Origin of the sequence: Streptoverticillium olivoreticuli subsp. olivoreticuli (assembly GCF_003391135.1) — a bacterium.
Taxonomy (GTDB): domain Bacteria; phylum Actinomycetota; class Actinomycetes; order Streptomycetales; family Streptomycetaceae; genus Streptomyces; species Streptomyces blastmyceticus.
This window is the reverse complement of sequence record NZ_CP031455.1, coordinates 4,548,989-4,572,074: the sequence shown is the minus strand read 5'-3', so window position 1 is coordinate 4,572,074 and position 23,086 is coordinate 4,548,989. Positions and strand designations below refer to the sequence as shown.

At 72.1% G+C, this 23,086-nt stretch carries 20 protein-coding genes; 12 read left to right on the top strand and 8 right to left on the bottom strand.

The window, feature by feature from the left end; translation table 11 throughout:
• On the bottom strand, positions 1-1,575 hold the full coding sequence (locus tag DXZ73_RS19905) for a class I adenylate-forming enzyme family protein (RefSeq protein ID WP_116212330.1): 1,575 nt from the start codon (positions 1,573-1,575) through the stop codon (positions 1-3).
• A 129-nt stretch (positions 1,576-1,704) separates the two neighbouring features.
• On the opposite strand from DXZ73_RS19905, the gene DXZ73_RS19900 reads away from it, so the two are divergent.
• The 4 genes from DXZ73_RS19900 to DXZ73_RS19885 all read left to right on the top strand — a co-directional run bounded on the left by DXZ73_RS19900 (position 1,705) and on the right by DXZ73_RS19885 (position 6,052).
• Positions 1,705-2,904 (top strand): amidohydrolase family protein, encoded by a 1,200-nt coding sequence (locus DXZ73_RS19900; protein WP_116212329.1) that lies wholly within the window; start codon positions 1,705-1,707, stop codon positions 2,902-2,904.
• 6 nt (positions 2,905-2,910) lie between these two features.
• On the top strand, positions 2,911-4,080 hold the full coding sequence (locus DXZ73_RS19895) for an acyl-CoA dehydrogenase family protein (RefSeq protein ID WP_116212328.1): 1,170 nt from the start codon (positions 2,911-2,913) through the stop codon (positions 4,078-4,080).
• A 2-nt stretch (positions 4,081-4,082) separates the two neighbouring features.
• Positions 4,083-5,162 (top strand): acyl-CoA dehydrogenase family protein, encoded by a 1,080-nt coding sequence (locus tag DXZ73_RS19890; protein WP_116215725.1) that lies wholly within the window; start codon positions 4,083-4,085, stop codon positions 5,160-5,162.
• A 413-nt stretch (positions 5,163-5,575) separates the two neighbouring features.
• Positions 5,576-6,052: an ATP-binding protein gene (locus DXZ73_RS19885; RefSeq protein ID WP_116212327.1), complete on the top strand. Its 477-nt coding sequence runs from the start codon at positions 5,576-5,578 to the stop codon at positions 6,050-6,052.
• A 359-nt stretch (positions 6,053-6,411) separates the two neighbouring features.
• On the opposite strand, the gene DXZ73_RS19880 is transcribed toward DXZ73_RS19885, so the two are convergent.
• Positions 6,412-7,338, bottom strand: coding sequence for a cyclase family protein (locus DXZ73_RS19880; RefSeq protein ID WP_116212326.1), 927 nt, complete (start codon positions 7,336-7,338; stop codon positions 6,412-6,414).
• Positions 7,339-7,436: 98 nt separating this feature from the next.
• On the opposite strand from DXZ73_RS19880, the gene DXZ73_RS19875 reads away from it, so the two are divergent.
• The 4 genes from DXZ73_RS19875 to DXZ73_RS19860 all read left to right on the top strand — a co-directional run bounded on the left by DXZ73_RS19875 (position 7,437) and on the right by DXZ73_RS19860 (position 12,223).
• Complete coding sequence (locus DXZ73_RS19875; RefSeq protein WP_116212325.1) at positions 7,437-8,348, top strand: SDR family oxidoreductase; 912 nt, start codon at positions 7,437-7,439, stop codon at positions 8,346-8,348.
• A gap of 136 nt (positions 8,349-8,484) precedes the next feature.
• On the top strand, positions 8,485-9,645 hold the full coding sequence (locus DXZ73_RS19870; RefSeq protein ID WP_116212324.1) for an acyl-CoA dehydrogenase family protein: 1,161 nt from the start codon (positions 8,485-8,487) through the stop codon (positions 9,643-9,645).
• A complete protein-coding gene (locus DXZ73_RS19865) occupies positions 9,642-11,105 on the top strand; it encodes an aldehyde dehydrogenase family protein (RefSeq protein ID WP_116212323.1) in 1,464 nt (487 codons plus the stop codon). Before DXZ73_RS19870 ends, DXZ73_RS19865 begins: the two co-directional genes overlap by 4 nt.
• 47 nt (positions 11,106-11,152) lie before the next feature.
• Entirely contained in the window at positions 11,153-12,223 is a 1,071-nt protein-coding gene (locus DXZ73_RS19860; protein ID WP_116212322.1) for an alcohol dehydrogenase catalytic domain-containing protein, read from the top strand.
• A gap of 12 nt (positions 12,224-12,235) precedes the next feature.
• Here DXZ73_RS19860 and DXZ73_RS19855 read toward each other — a convergent pair whose 3' ends face one another.
• Positions 12,236-13,264 carry a GlxA family transcriptional regulator gene (locus DXZ73_RS19855; RefSeq protein WP_116212321.1) on the bottom strand — a complete coding sequence of 343 codons (1,029 nt, stop codon included), beginning with the start codon at positions 13,262-13,264 and terminating at the stop codon, positions 12,236-12,238.
• A gap of 201 nt (positions 13,265-13,465) precedes the next feature.
• Here DXZ73_RS19855 and DXZ73_RS19850 point away from each other — a divergent pair, with 201 nt between their 5' ends.
• Both DXZ73_RS19850 and DXZ73_RS19845 read left to right on the top strand, forming a co-directional pair.
• Positions 13,466-14,776: an MFS transporter gene (locus DXZ73_RS19850; protein WP_240351421.1), complete on the top strand. Its 1,311-nt coding sequence runs from the start codon at positions 13,466-13,468 to the stop codon at positions 14,774-14,776.
• 327 nt (positions 14,777-15,103) lie between these two features.
• Complete coding sequence (locus DXZ73_RS19845) at positions 15,104-16,120, top strand: hypothetical protein (protein WP_116212319.1); 1,017 nt, start codon at positions 15,104-15,106, stop codon at positions 16,118-16,120.
• A gap of 16 nt (positions 16,121-16,136) precedes the next feature.
• On the opposite strand, the gene DXZ73_RS19840 is transcribed toward DXZ73_RS19845, so the two are convergent.
• The 3 genes from DXZ73_RS19840 to DXZ73_RS19830 are packed head-to-tail and all read right to left on the bottom strand — an operon-like array spanning position 16,137 to position 20,014.
• Positions 16,137-16,805: a flavin reductase family protein gene (locus tag DXZ73_RS19840; RefSeq protein ID WP_240351420.1), complete on the bottom strand. Its 669-nt coding sequence runs from the start codon at positions 16,803-16,805 to the stop codon at positions 16,137-16,139.
• Positions 16,806-16,854: 49 nt separating this feature from the next.
• Positions 16,855-17,730, bottom strand: a complete 876-nt coding sequence (locus tag DXZ73_RS19835; protein ID WP_116212317.1) for an enoyl-CoA hydratase/isomerase family protein — start codon at positions 17,728-17,730, stop codon at positions 16,855-16,857.
• Between the two features lie 37 nt (positions 17,731-17,767).
• Positions 17,768-20,014, bottom strand: coding sequence for an acetate--CoA ligase family protein (locus DXZ73_RS19830; RefSeq protein ID WP_116212316.1), 2,247 nt, complete (start codon positions 20,012-20,014; stop codon positions 17,768-17,770).
• A gap of 179 nt (positions 20,015-20,193) precedes the next feature.
• Here DXZ73_RS19830 and DXZ73_RS19825 point away from each other — a divergent pair, with 179 nt between their 5' ends.
• Complete coding sequence (locus DXZ73_RS19825; protein ID WP_338059128.1) at positions 20,194-20,580, top strand: Zn-ribbon domain-containing OB-fold protein; 387 nt, start codon at positions 20,194-20,196, stop codon at positions 20,578-20,580.
• Between the two features lie 9 nt (positions 20,581-20,589).
• Positions 20,590-21,189: a GNAT family N-acetyltransferase gene (locus DXZ73_RS19820; RefSeq protein ID WP_240351419.1), complete on the top strand. Its 600-nt coding sequence runs from the start codon at positions 20,590-20,592 to the stop codon at positions 21,187-21,189.
• Here the strand turns inward: DXZ73_RS19820 and DXZ73_RS19815 are convergent.
• A complete protein-coding gene (locus tag DXZ73_RS19815) occupies positions 21,167-21,850 on the bottom strand; it encodes a pyridoxine/pyridoxamine 5'-phosphate oxidase (RefSeq protein WP_116215723.1) in 684 nt (227 codons plus the stop codon). The two genes, DXZ73_RS19820 and DXZ73_RS19815, sit on opposite strands and share 23 nt — an antisense overlap.
• Before the next feature lie 61 nt (positions 21,851-21,911).
• On the bottom strand, positions 21,912-23,084 hold the full coding sequence (locus DXZ73_RS19810) for a thiolase C-terminal domain-containing protein (protein ID WP_116212314.1): 1,173 nt from the start codon (positions 23,082-23,084) through the stop codon (positions 21,912-21,914).
• Positions 23,085-23,086: the final 2 nt, after the last annotated feature.

Below are 23,086 nucleotides of genomic sequence, written 5' to 3'. Positions count from 1 at the left end.
TCACCCGTCGGAGAAGCGCTCGCGCAGCCGGTGCTTGAGTACCTTGCCGAGAGTCGTGTCGCGGGGCAGCGCGTCGACCAGCTCCAGCTGCTCGGGGACCTTGTGCACCGCCAGCCCCGCGCCCCGCAGATAGGTGCCGATGCCGTCGAGCGTGAGCGGCGCCGCTCCGGCGGGCTGCTGGACGACGGCACAGACGCGTTCCCCGCGCGCCGGATCGGGGAGTCCGATCACGGCGGCGTCCTCGACGGCCGGGTGCGCCTGGAGGAGTTGCTCCACTTCCCGGGCCGAGATGTTCTCGCCCTTGCGGATGATGACGTCCTTGGCGCGCCCGGTGAGCACGAGATGCCCGGTGGCGGTGAGACGGCCGCGGTCGCCGGTGCGCAGGAAGCCGTCCGCGTCGAACGCCTCGGCGGTCTGCGCCGGATCGAGGTAACCGCGGCAGACCGCCTCGCCGCGCAGCCGTACGTCCCCGTCCACGCCCGGTGGCACGGGAAGTCCGGCGGCGTCGACCACCCGGATCTCCATGCCCGCGGCCGGGCGGCCCTCGGTGGTGGCGAGATTCTCCGGGGTGTCGTCCGGGTCCCCCATGGTGATCATGGGGGCTTCGGTCATCCCGTAGCCATGGGTCAGCCGGCAGCCCAGCTCGCGGACGACCTCGTGGTACAGCCCGGGCGGCTTGGGGGCTCCGCCTCCCGCCATGAGGCGGAGCGTGGGGACGATCCTGTGGCTCGGGTCCTTGCGCTGTTCGGCGAGGAACATCGAGTAGAAGGCGGTGGAGCCGCCCGCGATGGTGACGCCGTGGCGCCGGTAGGCGTCCAGCGCGGCGGGGAGCGCGAAGTGCTCCACGAGGAGCGCGGGGAAGCCGCACAGCAGCATCATCACGGTGTAGTCGGGGCCCGCCACGTGCGCGTAGGGGAAGGCCATCGAGCCCATGTCCGCCGGGGTGGGCCGCAGCGCGCGGGCGAGACGGGCTCCGGCGGCGATCAGGGTGCGGTCCGTGTGCAGGACGCCCTTGGGATCGGCGGTCGTGCCGGACGTCCAGTAGACCCAGCGGACCGCGGTGCCGTCGTGGGGCGGTGGCGGAAGGACCGCCGGGTCCCCTTGCGGGAGCGTGTCGTACGCCGTGAACACCAGCGGCGGGGTGGGCAGCCGGAGCGCAAGCCTGAAGGCCATGGCCGCGTGGTCGTAGCCCCGCCACACGCCGGGAGTCGCGAAGAAGCCCGCCTCGGTGGCCCGCAACGCGTGACCGGCCTCGCGGTCGCGGTAGAAGGGGACGAGAGGCGTCTGCACGGCGCCCAGGCGGGCCAGGGCGAAGGACAGCACGACGGTCTCGATGCGCGTGGGCAGCTGCCAGGCGACCGTGTCGCCGGGACGGACCCCGAGCTCGTACAGCCCTGCCGCCGTCCGCTCCGCCTGCTCGCGCAGGGCGCCGAAGGTCAGCCGCCGGTCCGCCCCGGTGGAGTCGGGATCGTCGCCCTGGACGAGCGCGAGGGCGTCGGGGGTGCGTGCGGCGCGGCGCCCGAGCAGCTCCCACAGGGTGCGGGAGGCGGTGAGGTCGTCATCGGTACCGGTCATGGAGGCTCCCCGCTTCCGCTGCCCCGGCGTCAGGCATGGCGCGAAGCGTAGGGCGCCACGGCTTGTCGGTCCAGAGCGCGCGGGCTAGCCTCGATTCTGACGGAGCGTCAGATAAGCTGGAGGGCCGCCGTGGAACTGCCCCGCATCGTCAGCGTCGACGACCATGTGATCGAACCGGCCCACCTCTTCGCCTCCTGGCTCCCCGCCCGCCACCGCGACCGCGGCCCCCGCCCGGTCACCACCGGGATCGGCGAACTCGCCTACACCGGCGGCAAATACGTCGTCACCATGGACCCCGACGGCCCGCCCGCCGACTGGTGGATCTACGAGGACCTCGCCTTCCCGTACAAGCGCAACATCGCCGCCGTCGGCTTCGACCGCGACGACATGACCCTGGACGGCATCACCAGGCAGGAGATGCGGCCCGGCTGCTGGGACCCGGCGGAGCGCCTCAAGGACATGGACCTCAACCACGTCGAGGCCTCCCTGTGCTTCCCGACCTTCCCCCGGTTCTGCGGCCAGACCTTCGCGGAGGCCCGGGACAAGGAGGTCGCGCTCGCCTGCGTGCGGGCCTACAACGACTGGATGGTCGAGGAGTGGTGCGGCGACAGCGGCGGCCGGCTCATCCCGCTCTGTCTCATCCCGCTGTGGGACATCGGTCTCGCCGTCGCCGAGATCCACCGCAACGCGGCGCGGGGCGTGCGCGCCGTGACCTTCAGCGAGATCCCCACCCACCTGGGCCTGCCCAGCATCCACTCCGGCCACTGGGACCCCTTCTTCGCCGCCTGCCAGGAGACGGACACCGTCGTCAACATGCACATCGGATCGTCCTCGCAGATGCCCGCCGCCTCACCGGACGCCCCGGTCGCGGTGCAGGCGACCCTGTCCTTCAACAACGCCATGGCATCGCTGGCCGACTTCCTCTTCAGCGGCGTGCTGGTGCGCTTCCCCCGCCTCAAACTCGCCTACAGCGAAGGCCAGATGGGATGGATCCCGTACGCCCTGGAGCGCGCCGACGACGTATGGCGCGAACACCGCGCCTGGGGCGGCGTGCGGGACCTGATCCCCGAACCGCCCTCCACCTACTACTACCGGCAGATCTTCTGCTGCTTCTTCCGCGACAAACACGGCATCGCGTCACTCGATGCGGTGGGCCGCGACAACGCCACCTTCGAGACCGACTACCCCCATGTCGACTCGACCTTCCCCCACACCAAGGACGTCGCACTCGACCACGTGCGTGGCCTGGACGACGAGACCGTCCACAAGCTGATGCGCGGCAACGCCATCCGCATGCTCGGACTCGATCTCGACCGGACGGGCAGGTGACCGCCCATGGACCTCAGCGGCACGGAAGAAGAGGAAGCCTTCCGGCACGGGCTGCGAGCCTGGCTGCGCGAGACACTGCCGAAGCTGCCGCCACGGCCGCCCGCCACGGACTGGCCGGCCCGGCGCGCCTTCGACTGCGCCTGGCAACGGGCCTTGTACGACGCCGGTTACGCGGGACTGCACTGGCCCTCCGACGCCGGTGGCCGCGGCGCCGGCCCGACGCAGCACCTGATCTTCCTGGAGGAGACCGAACGGGCCGGCGCCCCCTATGTGGGCGCCAATTTCGTCGGCCTGCTGCACGCAGGGCCCACCATCGCCGCGGAAGGCACCGCCGCCCAACGGGCCCGCTGGCTCCCGCCCATCCTGCGCGGCGACGAGATCTGGTGCCAGGGCTTCTCGGAACCCGAGGCGGGCTCCGACCTCGCCGCCCTGCGCACCCGCGCCGTCCTCGACGGTGACTCCTACGTCGTCACCGGCAGCAAGCTCTGGACCTCGCACGCCGAGGTCGCCGACTGGTGCGAACTGCTCGTCCGCACCGACCCCTCGGCCCCGAAGCACCGGGGCATCACCTGGCTCGCCCTGCCGATGGACGCCCCCGGCGTGACCGTACGGCCCCTGCGGACCCTCGCCGGGTCCGACGAATTCGCCGAGGTCTTCCTCGACGGCGTGCGGGTACCCGTCGGCAACCGGGTCGGCGCGGAGAACGACGGATGGCGCGTCACCATGGTCACCCTCGCTTTCGAACGCGGCACGGCCTTCGCGGGCGAGGTCGTCGCCTGCCGCCGCACCCTCACCCGGCTCGCCCGCGCGGCCCGCGCGAACGGCCGCTGGGACGACGCCGTCCTCCGCCGCCGCCTGGGGCGGCTCAACGCCGAGTTCACGGCGCTGTGGCGGCTCACCCAGTGGAACGTGAGCGAGGCGGACCACGCGGCACGCACCGGTGGCAGCGGGGTCCCGGGCGCGACCGGCTCGGTCTTCAAACTGCGCTACTCCGAAGCGCGCCAGGAGCTGTACGAGGCCGCCGCCGGGGTCCTGGGCCCGGAGTCCCTCGACGCCGGCCGGGCCTGGACGGCGGACCGGCTCTCCTCGCTCTCCTACACGATCGCCGCGGGCACCTCCCAGATCCAGCGGAACGTCGTCGCCGAGCGCATCCTCGGCCTCCCCAGGGCGTGGTGACCGTGGACTTCCGGCTGGGCGACGACCAGCGCGCCCTGCAGGCGGGTATGCGCACGCTCCTGGCGGCCCGGTACCCGCGCGAGAAGCTGCGGGCCGCGGTGGACGCTCCGCCCGCCCTCGACGGGGCGCAGGGGGCGCCGGAGGCTCATGGCGCCGCGGACCCCGGCCCGGACCGGAAGGTGTGGCGCGCGCTCGGGGAAGCCGGCTTCTTCGCGCTGCGGCTGGCCGAGAAGGACGGCGGATCGGGCCTCGGCCTGCCCGAAGCCGTACTCCTCTTCGAGGAGGCGGGGCGGGCCCTGCTGCCCGGCCCCCTGGCCGCCACCCACCTTGCCGCGGGCCTGGTACCCGGCGCCGCCGACGGCACCCGGATCGTCACCGCCCTGGACGGGCCGGGCGTCGCCGAACACCTCACGTCCTCGGACGCCGTGCTGCTGCTCACCAGCGACACCGCCCGGCTGCTGCCCATGGAGGCCGGTGCGGGGCCACGCGCCTTACGGGCCCGCCCCTTCCGCTCCGTCGACCCGCTCACGCCCCTGCACCGCGTGGACCCGCCACCTCCCGTGTGCCCAGGCGTCATTGACACATCCGCCGATGCCGCACGCCTGCGTCGCGAAGCGGCCTTGCTGACCGCGGCCCAGCAACTCGGCAGCGCCCGGGGCGCCATCACGCTCGCCGTCTCCCACGCCCGGCGCCGCACCCAGTTCGGCCGCCCGGTCGGTGCCTTCCAGGCCGTGCAACATCTGTGCGCGCAGATGCTCGTACGCACGGACCTCGCTCGCGCGAGTGTCTACGCCGCGTCACTGACCGAGGATCCCGCCGAGATCGCCGCCGCGAAGCTGCTTGCGGACAGTGCTGCTATCCGCAATGCCCGTGACTGTCTGCAAGTGCACAGTGGCCTGGGCTTCACATGGGAAGCTGACATTCATCTGCATCTCAAACGTGCCTGGGTCAGGGCATTTCAGTGGCAGTCGACCGAAGAATCGGAGGAATTCCTTGCGAATGAACTGTTGATGGACGCCGCTGAGGAAAATGCGCCAGATGTTTGGTGGGGCACCGAAGGCGGCGAAAATGTCCTGGCTTAATCGGCATGGGTGAAATGCCGGTCATGTCATACATAACCGATCACAGAACGTCGATATCAGGCTGTGTCCTATGTGTTACTCGTCACTGGGTGGAGTCGGTCCCGCCCTCGGGTACTCTCCCTTGGATGCGAGTGGTTCAGAGGCGCAGCAAGCCAGGTGTTGTCCATGTGGCGACGCCGGGTGAGAAAATGTCTGACGCTCGTGTCGGAACGGGGCCTGTGGCCCTCCGATGTTCGAGTCTCCGCAACGCGCGTCGCACAGTATGCAGTACGCATACTCCTTTGCGCCGGAATATGCCCGAAGCGCTTGTTGGGGTGACTGTGCGTCAACCATGCTGTCTCGGAGCGGGATCACGTTCCGTGACCCCTCGGAGACGCGAGGCGTTGTGTCCGCCGGTTCGGATGGTGTGAGCGGTGCAGGTGCTTCAGATGCAGATGGAGGTCCGGGCCGATCCCGCGGAGGTGGGACGGGCCCGTAGGTGGGCAAGGTCCCGACTGGCCGGTTCCGGCATAGGCGTCGATGAGCCCCTGGCGGAGACGCTGATCCTGCTCATCTCGGAACTGGTCACCAACGCCGTGGTGCACACCGGCTGTCCGGCCGTGCTGCGCATGCTCTTCCCGGACGCGGGCGGCTCCTCCGGTGCGGCCGGGTTCTGCGCGGGCACCGTGCGCGTGGAGGTCGCCGACATCAGCGCCCGCCCCCCGCGCCCACGGCGGGCCGAGGGCGACGACACCGGCGGCAGGGGCCTGGAGCTGGTGGACGGCCTCGCCGACCGCTGGGGCTGGCAGCCCGAGGGCGCGGGCAAGCGGATCTGGTGCGAGGTCGACCGGGGACAGACTCCGTGGGTCGGCGCTTTCGAGTCGCCACGCGCCGTCACAAATCGGGCTTAGTCGACAAAGTCCAGACCAGGTGTTGACGTGAAGTGTCCACGTGATCACCCTTGGACGCAGCGATTCGTTGCGAGGGGACGTCGAGGAGCCCGTTCGTACTGGGCTGCTTGGCGAGTACGGGTCGCGGTCCGGCGCGAACAGGGCTTGCGCGCCGGAGCCGGCGGCGGCGTGCGGTGCCGTGCTCGGGGTGCGCATCGGCGCGCCGCCGCCCGCCCACCTCTTCGTGGGCCTCATTCGACGCCATGGAGCTCCGGTCTCTCCATGAGCCCATCAGGTTCGTCATGCGGCCTGGACGGCCCCCGCGTGGGGGCGAGTTCCCGCGGTTCTTTCAGCTGGGGAGCGTGACCGGTCCTCGGCGGTCAGAGGACCGCGACCGGCGCGACCGGTGAGCCGGCCCCACCCGTGAAGGGCTCCGGCGTGGCACTGAGCAGGAAGGCGTAGCACCCCTCTTCCGCGCACGCCTGCGACAGCTCCTCCAGATTCCAGTTCTGCCCTTGCGGCATCCCCATCTCGACCAGATCGAGGGCGTGCACCGGAAGCCACAGTCCGGTGATCTCCGGCGGGATGATCTCGAACGTCAGGGTGTCGTTGGCGACCGCGGCGACATCCCGCGCGCGGAACCACTCCGGCGTGCGGAACGACAGTCCGGGCGACGGATGGCCGTACGCCTGCCGGTCACCCGCCAGATACGCCTGGATCTGGCCCGTCCGCACCAGCACGATGTCCCCCGGCCGGACCGTCACCCCCGCGAGCTCCTCCGCGGCGTCCAGGTCCTCCGGGCTGACGGCGTACCCGGTGGCGAGCCGCTCGACCCCGTGGGTGCGGGCGACATCGAGCAGGACCCCGCGCGAGACGACGTGCCTCACCTTCTCGATCCCATGGCACGCCGCGCCCCCATGGGCGGTGACCGAGCTCGCCGGGCGGCCGTTGTAGATCTTGCCGCCGTGCGAGATATGGGCGAGCCCGTCCCAGTGGGTCCCCGCCTGAAGGCCCATGGTCACGACGTCGTCGCTGGTGGCGACGGTGTCCGGGCCGAACATCTCCACGTTGATCGCGACCATCGTGTGCAGGGGGTTCACCCTGCCGGGGATCATCCCGGTCTGTATCCCCTCCTGTTGCAGGGGTACGGCCAGTGGGACGCGGCGGCCCGTGCGTACGGTCGAGACGGCGTCACGGACGACGGCGTCGGTGATCAGATTGAGGGTTCCGATCTCGTCGGCCTCGCCCCAACGGCCCCAGTTGTTGACGCGCTTGGCCACATCGTAGAACTCCGCCGGCAATGACATGCGTCCCCTCCCCGGATCCGGGCCCCGCCGGGTCTTGTGCCCGCGGCCGCCCTGCTCAAAAATCTAACGGTCCGTCAGAAACCTGGAAGGGGTGCCGCATGGGTGACTTCTTGACCGGCAAGGTGATCGCCGTCACCGGTGCCGGCCGGGGCATCGGGCACGCCGTCGCCCTGGCCTGTGCGGCCGAGGGGGCGAGCGTCGTCGTCAACGACTACGGGGTCTCCGTCGACGGTGCGGAGCCGACGAGCGATGTCGCCACGGCGGTGGTCAAGGAGATCGAGGCGGCCGGGGGCCGGGCGACCGCCCTCGCGGACGACGTGTCGACCATGGCGGGCGGCCGCAGGGTCGTCGACACCGCGGTGGCCCGGTACGGGCGGCTCGACGGGGCCGTGTGCGCCGCGGGCATCCTCCGCGAACGCATGCTGTTCAACATGACCGAAGAGGAGTGGGACCCGGTCATCGCCACCCACCTCAAGGGGACCTTCACCGTCTTCCGCGCCGCCTCCGCGCTCATGCGCCGCCAGGGCCACGGCGCGCTCGTCGGCTTCACCAGCGGCAATCACCAGGGCAGCGTGGCCCAGGCCAACTACTCCGCCGCCAAGGGCGGCATCATCTCGCTCGTCCGCAGCGCCGCCCTGGGCCTGCACAAATACGGCGTCACCGCCAACTGTGTCGCCCCCGTGGCCCGTACGCGGATGTCGGCCGAGGTGCCGATGGAACTGACCGGGATCGGCGATCCCGAGGACGTCGCCGCCATGGTGGTCTACCTCCTCAGCGACCGGGTGCGCGAGCACGGCATCACCGGGCAGGTCTATACGGTGGCCGGCCCCAAGATCGCGGTATGGGCCCAGCCGCGCGAACTGCGCGCCGCCTACGCCGATGGCGCCTGGACCCCGGAGAAAATCGCGGACCACCTCCCGGGCACCGTCGGCAGCGACCCCATGCCCCTGCTCGCCAAGCTGGAGGCCATGGCCAAAGCAGCCGCCGCCCATGACCGCCCCAACGCGTGACCGCGTGCGCGCAGGGCGCCTGGGGGCGGGATGCCCGCCCCTGGCGACGAACACCATCCGGGCACCACGGACCGCGATCACGTATCCCCCTCGTGCCGAGTGAGCGCGCAAGGGCTACGCGGTGAGAGGACAGAGCGTGGACTTCGCATTCGGGCCGGAGGACGAGGCATTCCGGGAAGAGGCGCGTGGCTGGCTCGCCGAACACCTCGCCACCGAGCCCGCCCCCACGCCCCGCGCCTGGGAGCGTGAGCTCGGCGCCGGTGGCTGGATCGGCCTCGCCTGGGACCCCGCCCACGGCACCTACGGCAATCGCACCACCACCCTGACCGGACAGGTCGTCTGGGCCGAGGAGTGCGCCCGGGCCCAAGCGCCCGCCCGTCTCGGCCACATCGGCGAGAACCTCCTCGCCCCTACGCTCCTCGCCCACGGCACCGCCTCCCAGCGCGACCGGTTCCTCCCCGCCATCGCCCGGGGCGAGGACATCTGGTGCCAGGGCTACAGCGAGCCCGGCGCCGGCTCGGACCTCGCCGCCCTCCGTACCTCCGCCGTCCTCACCGACGATGGCGGGACCTACCGGATCACCGGACAGAAGATCTGGACCTCCTACGCCCATGAAGCGGACTGGTGCTTTCTCCTCGCCCGCACCACCGAGGGGTCGCGCAGGCACCACGGACTCTCCCTGCTGCTCGTGCCGATGGACCAGCCCGGCCGGATCGAGGTCCGGCCGATCCGGGACATGTCGGGGACCGCCGACTTCGACGAGGTGTTCTTCGACGATGCCGAGACCGACGCCGAACACGTTGTCGGCGGGGAGGGCAACGGCTGGCGGGTCGCCATGGACCTCCTCGGCCGGGAGCGTGGTCTCTCCACCCTCGCCCAGCAGATCGGCTTCGCGGCCGAGCTGGAGGACGTCGTCAGCCTCGCCCTGGAAACGGGTGCCGCAGCGGAACCGGTGACGCGCGACCGGATCGTACGGCACTGGGCGCAGTTGCAGACCATGCGCTGGAACGCCCTGCGCACCCTGGGAACAGCCGGTGACCCCGGAGCCCCCAGCGTCGCCAAGCTCCTGTGGGGCCGCTGGCACCAGGAACTCGGCGAACTGGCGATGCTGATACGCGGCCCGGCCGCCACCCTGGGGCCGGTCGCCTGGGATGCCGATCGTCCCTATGAACTCGACGCACTGCAACGCCTGTTCCTCTTCTCCCGTGCCGACACCATCTACGGCGGATCGGACGAGATCCAGCGCACCGTCATCGCCGAGCGCGTGCTCGGCCTGCCGAAGGAGCCGCGTCCATGACGGCGTACGGACTGTGGATCGACGGCTCCTGGCACGCACCGGAAAAAGGGCACTATGCAGTTGTCAATCCGGCGACCGAGGAGGTCGTCGGGGAGGCCCCGGAGGCGACTCCCGCCGAAGTCGCCGACGCCGTGGCCGCCGCGCGGGCCGCCCGAGACGGCTGGTCCCGTACGGATCCGCGCGAGCGCGCGGCCGTCCTGGACCGGACAGCGGAACTGATCGGTGAACACGAGGAGGAACTGCTGCCCATCCTCCAGGCGGAGACCGGTGCGACGACCCGCGTCACCACCACCCTGCAACTTCCCGCGGCGGTCGACCGGTTCCACCGCTACGCCCGGGGCGCCCTCGAACCGGACGTCGTCCCGCTCGCGCCCCGCCCCGTCAAGGGGACCCCACTGGCCCCAGGCGGCCTGCTGGGCGCCGCCGCGGTCCGGCGCCCCGTGGGCGTCGTCGGCTGCATCACCTCCTACAACTTCCCGGTCGTCAATCTGGCGGGCAAGGTCGCACCCGCCCTGGCCATGGGGAACGCGGTCGTCGCCAAGCCGGCGCCGCAGGACCCGCTCTGCTGCCTCGCGCTGGGCCCGATCCTCAAGGAGGCGGGCCTCCCGGACGGCGTCTTCAACATCGTCACGGGCTCGCACCCCGCCACCGGCGAAGCGCTCGTGTCCCACCCCGATGTCGACATGATCAGCTTCACCGGGTCCACCGCTGTGGGGAAGAGGATCGCCGAGGCCGCGGGGAGGTCGATGAAGCGCACCCTGATGGAACTGGGCGGCAAGGGCGCGGCCATCGTCCTGGAGGATGCCGACGAGAAAGTGCTCAAGTCGGCGATCGGGGCGGTCGGTTCGGTCTGGTCGTTCCACAGCGGGCAGATCTGCACGGCGCCGACCCGGGTGCTCGTCCACCGGTCGTCGTACGAGAAGGTCGTCACCGGTCTCTCACACTACGCGCGGGCACTGACAATCGGGAGCCCTGTGGATAACTCCACGATCGTGGGCCCGTTGATCTCCGCCGCCCAGCGCGACCGCGTCGAGGCATACATCGCCGGGGCCCGCGCGCAAGGCGCCCGCATCGCTGTCGGCGGCACCCGTCCCGGCCTCGACCGCGGCTTCTACGTCGCACCCACCTTGATCACCGACGCCACCCCGGACATGACCGTCGCCCGCGAGGAACTGTTCGGACCCGTCGTCGTGGCCCTTCCCTTCGACGACGAGGACGAGGCGGTCCGCATCGCCAACAGCACCTCCTACGGCCTCTACGACTACGTCTTCAGCGCCGACGCCGGCCGCGCCTGGGCCCTCGCCGCCCGGCTGCGCTGCGGAAACGTCGGGATCAACACGGTCCAACGGCACCCCGAGACACCGTTCGGCGGCTTCAAGGAGAGCGGGGTCGGCCGGGACGGCGGCTCCTTCGGGCTGCACGCGTACAGCGAGCTCCAGTCCGTCGTCTGGCCCGCCTGAACCGCCCGGCCCGCACATACCCGAGCCACCGAGAGGACGGAGCAGCCATGAGAGGTGTCATTTTCGACGGCGAGCGCCCCCAGGTCGTCGACGACCTCGACGTCCGCGAGCCGGGCCCCGGCGAGGTGCTGGTCGCCGTGGCCGCCGCCGGTCTCTGCCACAGCGATCTGTCCGTCATCGACGGCACGATCCCCTTCCCGGTCCCGGCCGTGCTCGGGCACGAGGGCGCGGGTGTGGTGGAGGAGGTCGGCACCGGGGTCACCCATGTGGCGCGCGGCGATCACGTCGCACTCTCCACCCTCGCCAACTGCGGCACGTGCGCCGAGTGCGACCGCGGCCGGCCGACCATGTGCCGCAGGTCGATCGGCATGCCCGGCAGGCCCTTCTCCCGGCGCGGGGGCAAGCTCTACCAGTTCGCCTCCAGCTCGGCCTTCGCGGAGCGCACGGTCGTCAAAGCGGTCCAGGCGGTCAGGATCCCCGCCGACCTGCCACCGGCCTCGGCGGCCGTCATCGGCTGCGGCGTCCTGACCGGCGTCGGCGCGGTCCTCAACCGGGCCAGGGTCCGCCAAGGGGACTCCGTCGTCGTCATCGGCGCGGGCGGCGTCGGCCTGAACGTCCTCCAGGGCGCGCGCATCGCCGGAGCCTCCGTCATCGTCGCCGTCGACGCGAACCCTGAAAAGGAGGCCGTGGCCCGGCAGTTCGGGGCGACGCACTTCGTCGACGCCTCCGCCCCGGAGGGCACCCGGGCCGCCGTCCGCGCGATCCTGCCCAGCGGTGCGGACCACGCGTTCGAGTGCGTCGGGGACACCGGGCTCGTACGGCAGGCGGTCGACCTCCTCGACCGGCACGGCCAGGCGGTGCTGCTCGGGGTGCCACCCGCCGCCGCGGAGGCGTCTTTCCTCGTCTCGTCCCTCTATCTGGACAAGTCGATACTGGGCTGCCGCTACGGCTCGTCCCGCCCCCAGCACGACATCGCCCTCTACGCCCGGCTGTACGGGGAGGGCCGCCTCCTGCTGGACGAACTGGTCACCACCGCCTACCCGGTCGAGGACTTCGCGAAGGCCGTCGCCGACACCCTGCGAGGGCGCGTGGCACGCGCCGTGCTGACCTTCGGCTGACCCCTGTGCGGATCACCGGCGGGAGCCCGCCGGTGCCGCCCGGAACGTGCGCCGGTACGCGGTCGGCGACACACCCAGCGCGGCCTGGAGGTGCTGCCGCATGGACGCCGCCGTGCCGAACCCCGCGTCCCGCGCCACCTGGTCCACGGAGAGATCGCTGTCCTCCAGCAGGTGCCGTGCCCGCTCCACCCGCTGCTGGGTCAGCCATTGCCCGGGACTGATCCCGACCTCCTCCCGGAAGCGGCGTGTGAAGGTCCGCACGCTCATCGCCTCCTGCTCGGCCATGTCCCGCAGCTGGATGGGCTCGTGCAGCCGCCCCAGCGCCCACGCGCGTGCCGCCGTGGTCGTCGCCAACTGCGGCTCCGGCACGGGCCGGTGGATGTACTGCGCCTGGCCGCCGTCGCGGTGCGGGGGCACCACACTGCGCCGGGCCACGTCATTGGCCACCGCGGTCCCGTGGTCGCGCCGCACGATGTGCAGGCACAGGTCGATGCCGGAGGCCACCCCCGCGGAGGTCAGCAGATCGCCGTCGTCGACGAACAGCACATCGGCGTCCACCCGGACCGACGGGAACAGCCGCTGGAAGTGGTCGGTGCTGCTCCAGTGGGTGGTGGCCGGGCGCCCGTCGAGGAGCCCGGCGGCCGCCAGGACGAACGACCCGGTGCAGATGGACACCAGGCGCGTGCCGGGGCGTATGTGCGCGAGGGCGGCGGCCTGGGCGTCCTCGAGCTCGCCCTCGGTGTAGGGGCGGCCGAGTTCGTACGACGCGGGGACGATGACGGTGTCGGCCTCCGCGAGAGCCTCCGGGCCCCGCTCGACGGTGATCGTGAAGTCGGCGTCGGTGGAGACCGGGCCCGGCTCGAGCGCACACGTCACCACCTCGTACAGCGGCTCGCCGGACGCCGTCCTGGCCTTGCCGAAGATGCGGTACGGAATGGAGAGTTCGAAGGGGATGACGCCCGCCAGGGCGAGCACCGCGACGCGGTGCGGCCGTACGCCCGGCCTGCTTTCCGTACGCCCGGCATCGGTGGTCTGCGGCATTTCCATTCGTCCCCCCAAGCGCTTCCCGGGCGGTCTCCCGCCCGTCTCCGACCAGTCTGCGGCCCACCACTGACAATCCCCGGCCCACACCGACAAGGCTGCCGCAGACCTGCGGCTTCCCGGACCATGATGGCCCGATCCTTTCGAATGCTGTCCTTTCGGCCACTCGTTCGCGACCCGGGCGCTCCCGATGCTGATGACGTGACCCAGACAACTCCTCGTCCCGCACGCCCGGCGAGCCGCTCGGGGCGCGGCGGGCGCCGGACCCGTATCCACCGCGCCTGGTTCGTCGCTCTCGTCACCTTTGTGACCATCATCGGCGCGGCCGGTTTCGCCTCCCTGCCCGGCCTGCTGATCGATCCGCTGCACGCGGAGTTCGGCTGGTCGCGCGGCACCATCGGCTTCGCGGCGTCCGTCAACCTCGCCCTCTACGGGCTCACCGCACCCTTCGCCGCCGCCCTCATGGACCGCTTCGGCATCCGCAGGGTCGTCGCCTGCGCCTTGACGGTGATCGCGACGGGCGCGGGGCTGACCGTCTTCATGACGGAGAGCTGGCAGCTCGTCCTGTGCTGGGGTGTGCTCGTCGGCCTCGGCAGCGGCTCGATGGCTCTCGCTTTCGCGGCGACCGTCACCAATCGGTGGTTCGTCGCCCGGCGCGGACTGGTCACCGGCATCCTCACCGCCGCGGGCGCCTCCGGGCAGCTGATCTTTTTGCCGCTGCTCTCCTGGATCGTCGAACACCACGGCTGGCGGCCCGCGGCCCTGATCGTGGCCGCCGCCGCGCTCGCCGTCGTCCCGTTCGTCTGGCTGCTGCTGCGCGACCACCCGGCGGACGTCGGCCTTGCCGCATATGGGGCGCAGGTCTGCGCTCCGAAGCCCGCGCCCGTGTCCGGTGCGGCCCGGCGTGCGGTGAAGGCCCTGGTGAACGCGGCCCGCACGGGCCCCTTCTGGCTGCTCGCGGGCACCTTCGCGATCTGTGGCGCGTCCACGAACGGGCTGGTCAAGACCCATTTCGTGCCCGCCGCCCACGATCACGGCATGCCGGTCACCGCTGCCGCCGGCCTGCTCGCGGTGATCGGCGTCTTCGACGTCGTCGGGACGATCGCCTCCGGCTGGTTCACCGACCGGTTCGAGGCGCGCAGGCTGCTCGCCGTCTACTACGGGCTGCGGGGCGTCTCCTTGATGTTCCTGCCGATGCTGATGGCGCCGTCCGTCCATCCTCCGATGATCTTCTTCATCGTCTTCTACGGGCTCGACTGGGTCGCCACCGTGCCGCCGACCATCGCGCTGTGCCGTGAGCACTACGGTGACGACAGCGCGATCGTCTTCGGCTGGGTGCTTGCGTCCCACCAGGTGGGTGCCGCCCTGGTCGCGTTCCTGGGCGGTGTGGCCCGCGATGCCTTCGGCTCGTACGACCTCGTCTGGTACGCGTCCGGAGCGCTGTGCGCGGTGGCCGCGCTGATGGCCCTGATCATCCGGAGGAGGCCGGCCCGGATTCCGGCGGCCGTCTGACCGGCTGCCTCCGGAGCGCTCCTGTGTGATCCCTCTTGCGATCGGTGTCCGCGGTCTTGCGCCGGTCACGGCCTCGAGGTGTTGTTGACTCGTGTCTGCCGGGGCCTTCGTCCCTCCGGGGTGCGGGGCCGCACAGGCCCTTATTCGGGCCAAGGCGGGCCAATCGGTAAGAATGGTCCGCCGGGCGGCCCGTGCCGGTGCGGTGCGTTTCCGGACCTCCTTGTCGGTGGAAGCCGACGGTCCGGTGGACAGGGCACTGGTCACGGTCCACGCGCGGAAGCAACCTCCCGGCCTCTGGGGGAATCTTTCTTGGGGAGAGGGGCGGTTATGACACAGCAGGCCGAGCCGGACGCGATCCCGGTCGAGGCGGCGGCGCAAGAAGCGGAAGCCACACCCGAGGAGTCCGCTCGGGCGCCGAAGCGGGTGATGCACGCGGACGGTTTCGGCGCGGCGTTCTGCGCGTCGATGGCCGGGCTGTGCGCGGAGGCGGTGATCGGCGGGACGATCGCCGTCCTGGTGATGCTCGCGCGTGAGCACGACGGGCTGCCGCACAACGTGGCCGTGATCATCGCTGCGGTTCTCGGTATCGCGTTCTTCGCCGTCCTGGTCAGCGGTTTCGTGACGGGCATCGCGGTGATGCCCGCGCTGGCGCTCGCACGGCGCGCCGCACGGCGCGCGGGCCGGGCCGAGCGCCTGCGCTGGGACCTGGCCGCTGTGCCGGTGGTGGCCGCCCTGGTGGTGGCCGCGTTCGGAGGTGTGGCGGCGCTCGGCAGCCGCGCGTTCGCCCCCGCGCTGTCCTACGCCCTGTGGTGGGCCTGCCTCACGGCCGGACTGCTGCCCGCCACCCTGATCGCCGCCGTCGCCGGCCGCCGCGTCCGCAAGGGCCGCGCCAGGGGTCTGGTCCGCAGGATCGCGCGCGACGGGGCGCTCGCGTGGCTGGCGATCGCCGTGCTGGGCGCGGGCGCGTACGGCACCGGCCTGGTGAAGGTGTACGAGCCGCCGCGGCTGCACAAGTCGGATCTGGCCGGCACCTGGACCGACGGCCACGGAGGCACGGTCAAGCTCGACTCGGACGGCGGCGCCGTCGCCGAGGGCCTCGACAACTACGTCTGGGACGAGACGGGCAAGGACAGGCCGAAGGACTGCGACGGCTCCGGGAACTGGAAGGCCGTCCGGGAGGGCGGCAAGATCGAGAGCGTGGCCCTGCGCATCAAGTCCTGCGAACTCAGCCGCGACTGGAGCGTCGGCGGCACGCAGAAGAAGCCGCGGATCTACCACGAGATCGGCAAGCCGGGCTCCGGCAAGCGCTACGTGCTGACGAAGGTGGTCCGCCACAAGAAGTAGCCCGGCGGGCCATCACTCAAGGGGCGACCGTCGCGAACGCGCCCCGGTGGAAGAGCAGCGGCCGCGCTCCCGCCGCGCTCCCGTCCGCCCCGAGCGCCTCGACGCTCCCGACGACGATCAGGTGGTCCCCGCCCGGGTGCGCGGCGTGGACCGCGCAGTCGACCCAGGCCGGAACGTCCGCGAGGCGCGGTGATCCGGTCGCGGGGGACGGCCCGTGCCGCACTCCCGCGAACTTGTCGGCCGTCCGCGTGCCGCTGACCGCGAAGGCCCGGCAGAGCTCCTCCTGTCCTGCGCCGAGGATGTTGACGCAGAAGACCCCGGCGCGGGCGATGCGCGGCCAGGTGGAGGACGTGCGGGCCACCATGAAGACGACCAGCGGCGGGTCGAGGGAGAGCGAGGCGAAGGACTGGCAGGAGAAGCCCGCGGGCGGCTCCCCGTCCAGGCCCGGCGCCGTGACGACGGTGACGCCGCTGGCGAAGTTGCCGAGCACGCGGCGGAGCTCGGCCGGCGATGGCGGAACTCGCTCGTCCGCCCGGACGGCACGCAGCTCCGGGCGAGGCAGGGGGTCGACGGGCCGCGGTTCCGGGCGGGGCGGGCCGTCGGCCCGCGGTGGTGCGGAGGTCGGCGCTCCGGTCGACCGCAGATACCGCACGGCGGCCGCCGCCATGCCCGCGTGTCCCATCATGACCCCATTAAAACTGACGATCTGTCAGGCTGGAAGGGTCGCGTACGGGCTATCGCCCCCGGAACCGCGGGGCGCGGCGCTCCACGAAGCTCGCCACGCCCTCCCGCGCGTCCGCCGTCGTCATGTTGATCTCCTGCGCCGCGGCCTCGGCGGCGAAGGCCGCCGTCCGGTCGGCGTCGAGCGAGGCGTTGACCAGCTGCTTGGTCAGGGCGAGGGTGCGGGTCGGCCCGGCCGCCAGCCGCTGCGCCCAGGCACGGACCGTCGGGGCCAGATCGCCGTCCGGCACCACCCGGTTCACCAGCCCCAGCCGTTCCGCGTCGGCTGCGCCGAGCGCGTCGCCGAAGAACATCAGCTCCTTCGCGAGCCGCGGGCCCACGAGCCGGGGGAGGAGATAGGCGCCGCCGCCGTCGGGGACCAGGCCGCGGCGCACGAACACCTCGATGAACTGGGCCGATTCGGCCGCCACCACGAGATCGCAGGCCAGCGCGAGATGGGCGCCGAGGCCGGCGGCGATGCCGTTCACGGCGGCGATCACGGGCTTCTCGCAGTCCAGCACCGCGCCGATCAGCCGCTGCGCGCCGAGTCGGATCACGCGGGCGACATCGCCCGGCACGGGCTCGCCGGGCCGCGCCGGAGAAGCCGCGCGAAGATCGGCCCCGGCGCAGAAGGCCCTGCCCGTCGCGGTGACGACCACGGCCCGCACGGTCGGGTCCGCGGAGGCTTCAAAAAAATCTGAAATCAGTTGTTCCCGCTGGTCAGCGGTGATGGCGTGGAGGGCTTCCGGGCGGTTCAGCGTGATCCACAGGACGCCGTTGTCAGTGGCGTGGAGTATCACTGAGGCATCGGAGCGGACGGGCCCGGGGGGCTCGGTGGGCCCGTCCGCTCCGGTGGTGTCGGCAGGCGTTTCACGGGGGGAGACGGACATGGGGGAACTCCTGGTTCTCCGGGCCGCCGCGCGCGGCTCAGCGGCAGAAGGCCAGCGCATCCAGGGCCACGGCGCCCTGGCCGCGGTCCAGCACCACGAGGGGGTTGATGTCCAGCTCGGCGAGTTCGCCGTCCAGCTCCAGGGCCATGCGCTGGACGCGCAGTACGGTCTCCACGAGCGCGTCCACGTCGGCCGGTGGCGCCCCCCGGACCCCGTCCAGCAGGGCGCTGCCGCGCAGTTCGCCGAGCATCGCGCGGGCGCGGTCCTCGTCGAACGGCGGTACGCCCACGGCGGTGTCGCGCATCACCTCGACCAGCACCCCGCCCAGCCCCACCGTCACGGTGGGGCCGAAGAGCGGATCCGGCGAGATCCCGACCGCCATCTCCACTCCGTGCCCGACGAGTTGGCAGACGAGGATGCCGTCCAGCGGCAGGCCCTCGTAGCGGGCGATGTCGGTCAGCTCGCGGTAGGTGTCGCGGACCTGGCTCGCCGAGGTCAGGCCGATCCTGACCAGGCCGAGCTCCGTCTTGTGGGCGAGCTGCGGGCCCGAGGCCTTCATCACGACGGGGTAGCCGACGAGCCCGGCCGCCCGCACCGCGGCGGCGGCGCTGGTCACCAGCTGCTCCCGGGGGACGCGGATGCCGTACGCGCGCAGGAGCTGCTTCGCCGCGTGTTCGCTGAGCTGCTCGCCCGGCCGCATGAGGGCCTGTGCCTTGCGGGCGGAAGGGGAGAGGGTGCGCGGTGCTTCCTCGAACGGGGAGCGGTAGTGGGCGACGAAGCTGTGGTGGTCGAGGTAGGCGCGCACGGCGGTGACGCAGTTGGCGAAGGTGCGGAAGGTGGCCACGCGCGAGGAGCCGAGGAGCGCGCCGCGGTAGGCGTCCTCGGTGCCCACCGGGGAGCCCCAGACCACGCAGACGAGCTTGTCCGTCTCCTCCGCCGCCGCCACGAGGTCCCGTACGAGGGTGTCGCTCATGGGCGGGAAGGGGCCGGGTATCGGGCAGATGAGGACGCCGACGGAAGGGTCGTCGAGCAGGGCGTCGATGATCTTGCGGCCGCGCCAGTCGCCGACCGGGTGGCCGCCGCTGTCGACGGGGTTGGTGACGGAAAGGTAGTCCGGTATCCACTGGTGGAGCTCGTGCTGCTTCGTGGCGGGGAGGGCGGGCAGGTCGAGGCCGGCGGCGGTCGCCAGGTCCGCGAAGTGGGCGCCCGTGCCGCCGGATATCGAATAGACGGCGACTCCGGCGGCCCGCGGCGGGCGGGCGCGGGCGAGCAGGGCCGAGGTGTCCTGGAGCTCGTCGAGACCGTCGACGCGGATCACGCCGAACTGCCGCATGGCCGCGTCCACCACGTCGTCCGCGCCGGTCAGCTTGCCGGTGTGGGAGGCGGCCGTGCGGGCGCCGGTCTCGGTGCGGCCGACCTTGACGGCGACGACGGGCACCTTGTGCCGGGCCGCCCGGTCGGCGGCGAGCAGGAAGGAGCGGCCGTCCTTGAGCCCCTCCACATACGCGGCGATGGCCCCGACCTCCGGCCGTGTGGCGAAGTAGGAGATGAAGTCCGCGCACTCCAGGTCGGCTTCGTTGCCGGTGGGGGCCCAGTGCGAGAGCCGGACGCCGAGTTCCTGGAGGGAGAAGACGGGGCGGCCCTGGTGGCCTGACTGGGTGACGAGCGCGATCGCCGGGCCGTCGAGGTCGGTGCGGAAGTGCTCGAAGGCGTTGAGGTTGGTGTTCGGGCCGAGCAGCCGGACCCCCGCCCGCCGGGCCGCGGCGGCGAGCCGGGCCTGGGCGGCGGCGCCCTCCGGGCCGGTCTCCGCGAAGCCGGAGGCGAACGCGACGGCGAACGCCGCCTTGCCGTCCGTGGAGTCGCCCCCGGAAGCGGCCAGTTGCTCGATGACGGGAAGGGGGTCGCCCACGAGGAGGACGGCGAGGTCGATCCGCTCGGGCAGTTCGGCGACGGAGGGATGACAAGGACGGCCGAAGACCGTCCTGCGGGTGGGGTGCACGGGGTGGAGCCGGGCGCCGACCCGCTCGGCCCAGGCGACGAGCTGCCGGGTGATGCCGGTGTTGGGCCGCCCCTCCGCGTCCGAGGCACCGACGACGGCGACGGTCTCGGGCCGGAAGAACCGGTCCAGGTCGGGCACGTCCGAGCGCAGTGGGCGCCCGCTGACGTCGAGGTCCTCGGCGTCGTCGGCCAGACCGTGGACGGCCGGGCCGCGGCGTTCGCCGCAGGCCGTCACGCGGGCCGGGCGGGAGGTGGTGGTGAGGGTGCCGTGAGTCGATCCAAGCATCGTTCTCGTCCACTCCTGCTCAAGGGCCGACGTGCTGACGTAAGGTCAGGCTACCGATCTGACGTCACGTCAGGAAAGATGTGCGGGATGCCCGGAGGGAAGCGGGAGGGGCGCAAGTAGCCCATGAATCCCAGGGGGTTGAGGTATTGGCCGCAGAGATTCGTCATGATGTGCCCGAGGTGGACGCGTTCACGCGGCCCTACTGGGACGCCGCCGCGCGGGGCCGGTTGCTGATACGCCGCTGCCGCGCCCGGGGGTGCGGCAGGGCGCATCACTATCCACGGGAGATCTGCCCGCGCTGCTGGAGCGAGGACGTCGTCTGGGAGGAGGCGACCGGCCGTGCCACGCTCCACACCTGGTCGGTCGTCCATGTGAACGACCTGCCGCCGTTCGGCGAGCGGCTGCCCTACGTGGCCGCCGTCGTGGACCTCGCGGAGGGGCCGCGCATGGCGACCGAGGTCGTCGACTGCCCCGAGGACCGGCTGCGGATCGGCATGGACCTCCGGGTGACGTTCCGCGCGCTGCCCGAAACCCCGCTGGAGATACCGGTCTTCCGCCCGTGTTGAATGCCGGACATGAAGGAAGCGAAGCCATTGGCACCGGCCTGGATCGGCGAGTTCGACCTGCTGCTGCGTCCGTGGGAGGACGGTGACCTCGACGCCGTGCTCAGGGGCATATCGGACCCCGAATTCCGCCGCTGGAACGCCATCACCGTGCCATCGCCGGACGAGGAGGGCGCGCGGACCTTCCTGGAACGCCGCGCAGCCGGGTGGGAGCAGGGCGACTCGGTGGCGTTCGCGGTCACCGCCCAGGCGGAGGGGCCGGACGTCGTCGTGGGCAGCGTGGGCCTGGCGATGATCGACCACGTCCAGCGCAGCGCCCGGGTCAGCTACTGGATCCTGCCCGAGTTCCGGGGCCGGGGCTATGCCTCCCGGGCCCTGGAGGCCCTCACCCGGTGGGCGTTCCACGAGGAACTGCGGCTGCACCGGCTGGAGCTGGGGCACGCCCTCGGCCACGGGGCCTCCTGCCGGGTGGCCGAGCGCTGCGCGTACGGCCTCGAAGGCACGCTGCGGGGTGCGATGCCGGGCAGCGACGGCGGGATGTGGGACATCCACCTCCACGCCCGGATCGCCACCGACCCGGAGCCCGGCCTCAGGGCCAGAGCAGCTCGGTGACCCAGCCGCCGTCCCGGGCGCGGCGGTAGAGGAGGCGCACGTGGCGGCGGTGGGCGTCGCCCTGGAAGAACTCGACCTCGTCCGCCTCCAGGACGTACAGCGTCCAGCTGTCCACCGCGGCGTCGGGCTCCCGCAGGGCCCGTTCCCATGCCGCCTCCGAGGCGCGTGCCAGCTCGGCGCAGGAGGCGAGCGGCTCGCTCTGCCGTCCCACCAGCGCGGCCGCCAGGGCGCCGGTGGAGCGCTTGGCCAGATCGGCCCGGCTCTCCTGGGCGTCCATGGCCGTCACAGCGCCCCGCACCCGGACCTGGCGGCCGACCGCCGGCCAGTAGAAGCCCAGTGCCGCCTCGGGCCGGACGGCCAGCTCCCGGCCCTTGCGGCTCGTGCGGTGGGTGGCGAAGTGCCAGCCGCGCCGGTCCGCGTCGTGGAGCATGACGGTCCGTACGGACGGCATGCCGTTCGCGTCGGCGGTCGCCAGGGTCATCGTGTGCGGCTCGGGCGTCCCGGCCTCGGCGGCCTCGCGCAGCCACTGCTGGAAGAGGGGCAGGGGCTCGGCGGGGGCGGTGGCCGGATCGAAGTGCGGCAGCTCGGTGTCCCACACCCGGAGGGAGCGCAGCAGTGCGCGGAAGGACTCCTGGCGGCTGTCGGCCGTTTCATCGCTCATGGTGCCCATCCAACCCGCCATCGAGGCTTCGTCCGAATCTCCCGCTGTGGGGGAGCGGCCGTCAGTCGCGCGCCAGGATCAGCGTCCCCGACGAGCAGAACCAGCCGCCCGTCCCCGAGACGACGGCCAGCCGCGGCAGGGCTCCGTCGCGCCGCCGCACCTGGCGGCCCTCCTCCGCCTCGCCCCTGAGCTGGCGTGCCGCCTCCACCAGGAGGAAGAGGCCGCGCATGCCGGGGTGGCAGGCGGACAGACCGCCGCCGTCGGTGTTGACCGGCAGCCCGCCGCCGATCGTCAGCCGGCCTCCCCCGACGAACGCGCCGCCCTCGCCCTTCGCGCAGAAGCCCAGGTCCTCCAGTGTCACCAGCGTCATGTAGGTGAAGGCGTCGTACAGCTCCGCCAGGTCCATCTCCTGCGGGGTGACGCCCGCGCGCCGGAAGGCGAGTTGCCCGGAGACCGCCGCCGGGGACACCGTGAGGTCGTCCCACTCCGACAACGTCGAGTGGGAGAGCGCGGTTCCGGCGCCCAGCACCCACACGGGTGACTTCGCCGTACCGGCCACGTACTCCTCCGCCGCGAGGAGCACGGCGCAGCCGCCGTCGGACCGTATGCAGCACTGCAGTTTGGTGAAGGGGTCGGCGATCACCGGTCCGCCGAGCACGTCGTCGACCGTGATCGGATCGCGGTACATGGCGTGGGGATTGAAAAAGGCGTTGGCGCGGGTTTGAACCGCGACGTCGGCAAACTGTTCACATGTGGTGCCGTACTGATGCATGTGGCGGCGGGCGGCCATCGCGTACTTGGCGATGAGCGTGTGCCCGTACGGAGCCTCGAACTGCGCGGGGCCCCGGCCGCCGAAGGAAAGGGCGGCGGTACGGCGGCCCGCCCTGAGGTCGGCGCGGGCGGTGGAGCCGTAGACGAGCAGGACCGCGTTGGCGTGGCCCAGGGCGATGGCGTCGGCCGCGTGCGCGGCCATGACCTCCCAGGTCGCGCCCCCGACACCGGTCGAGTCGGCCCACGTGGGCCGCAGGCCCAGATAGTCCGCGACCTCCGTGGGGGCGAGCGTGCCCAGCCCGGCGGAGGCGAGTCCGTCGACGACATCCCGGCCGAGGCCGGAGTCGGCGAGGGCGCGGCGGGCGGCCTGGGCGTGCAGGGCGTACGGGGTGGCGTGGTCGACACGGCCGCAGTCCGAGAGGGATACACCGACGACGGCGACCTTGCGTGGGCGGTCCGGCATGA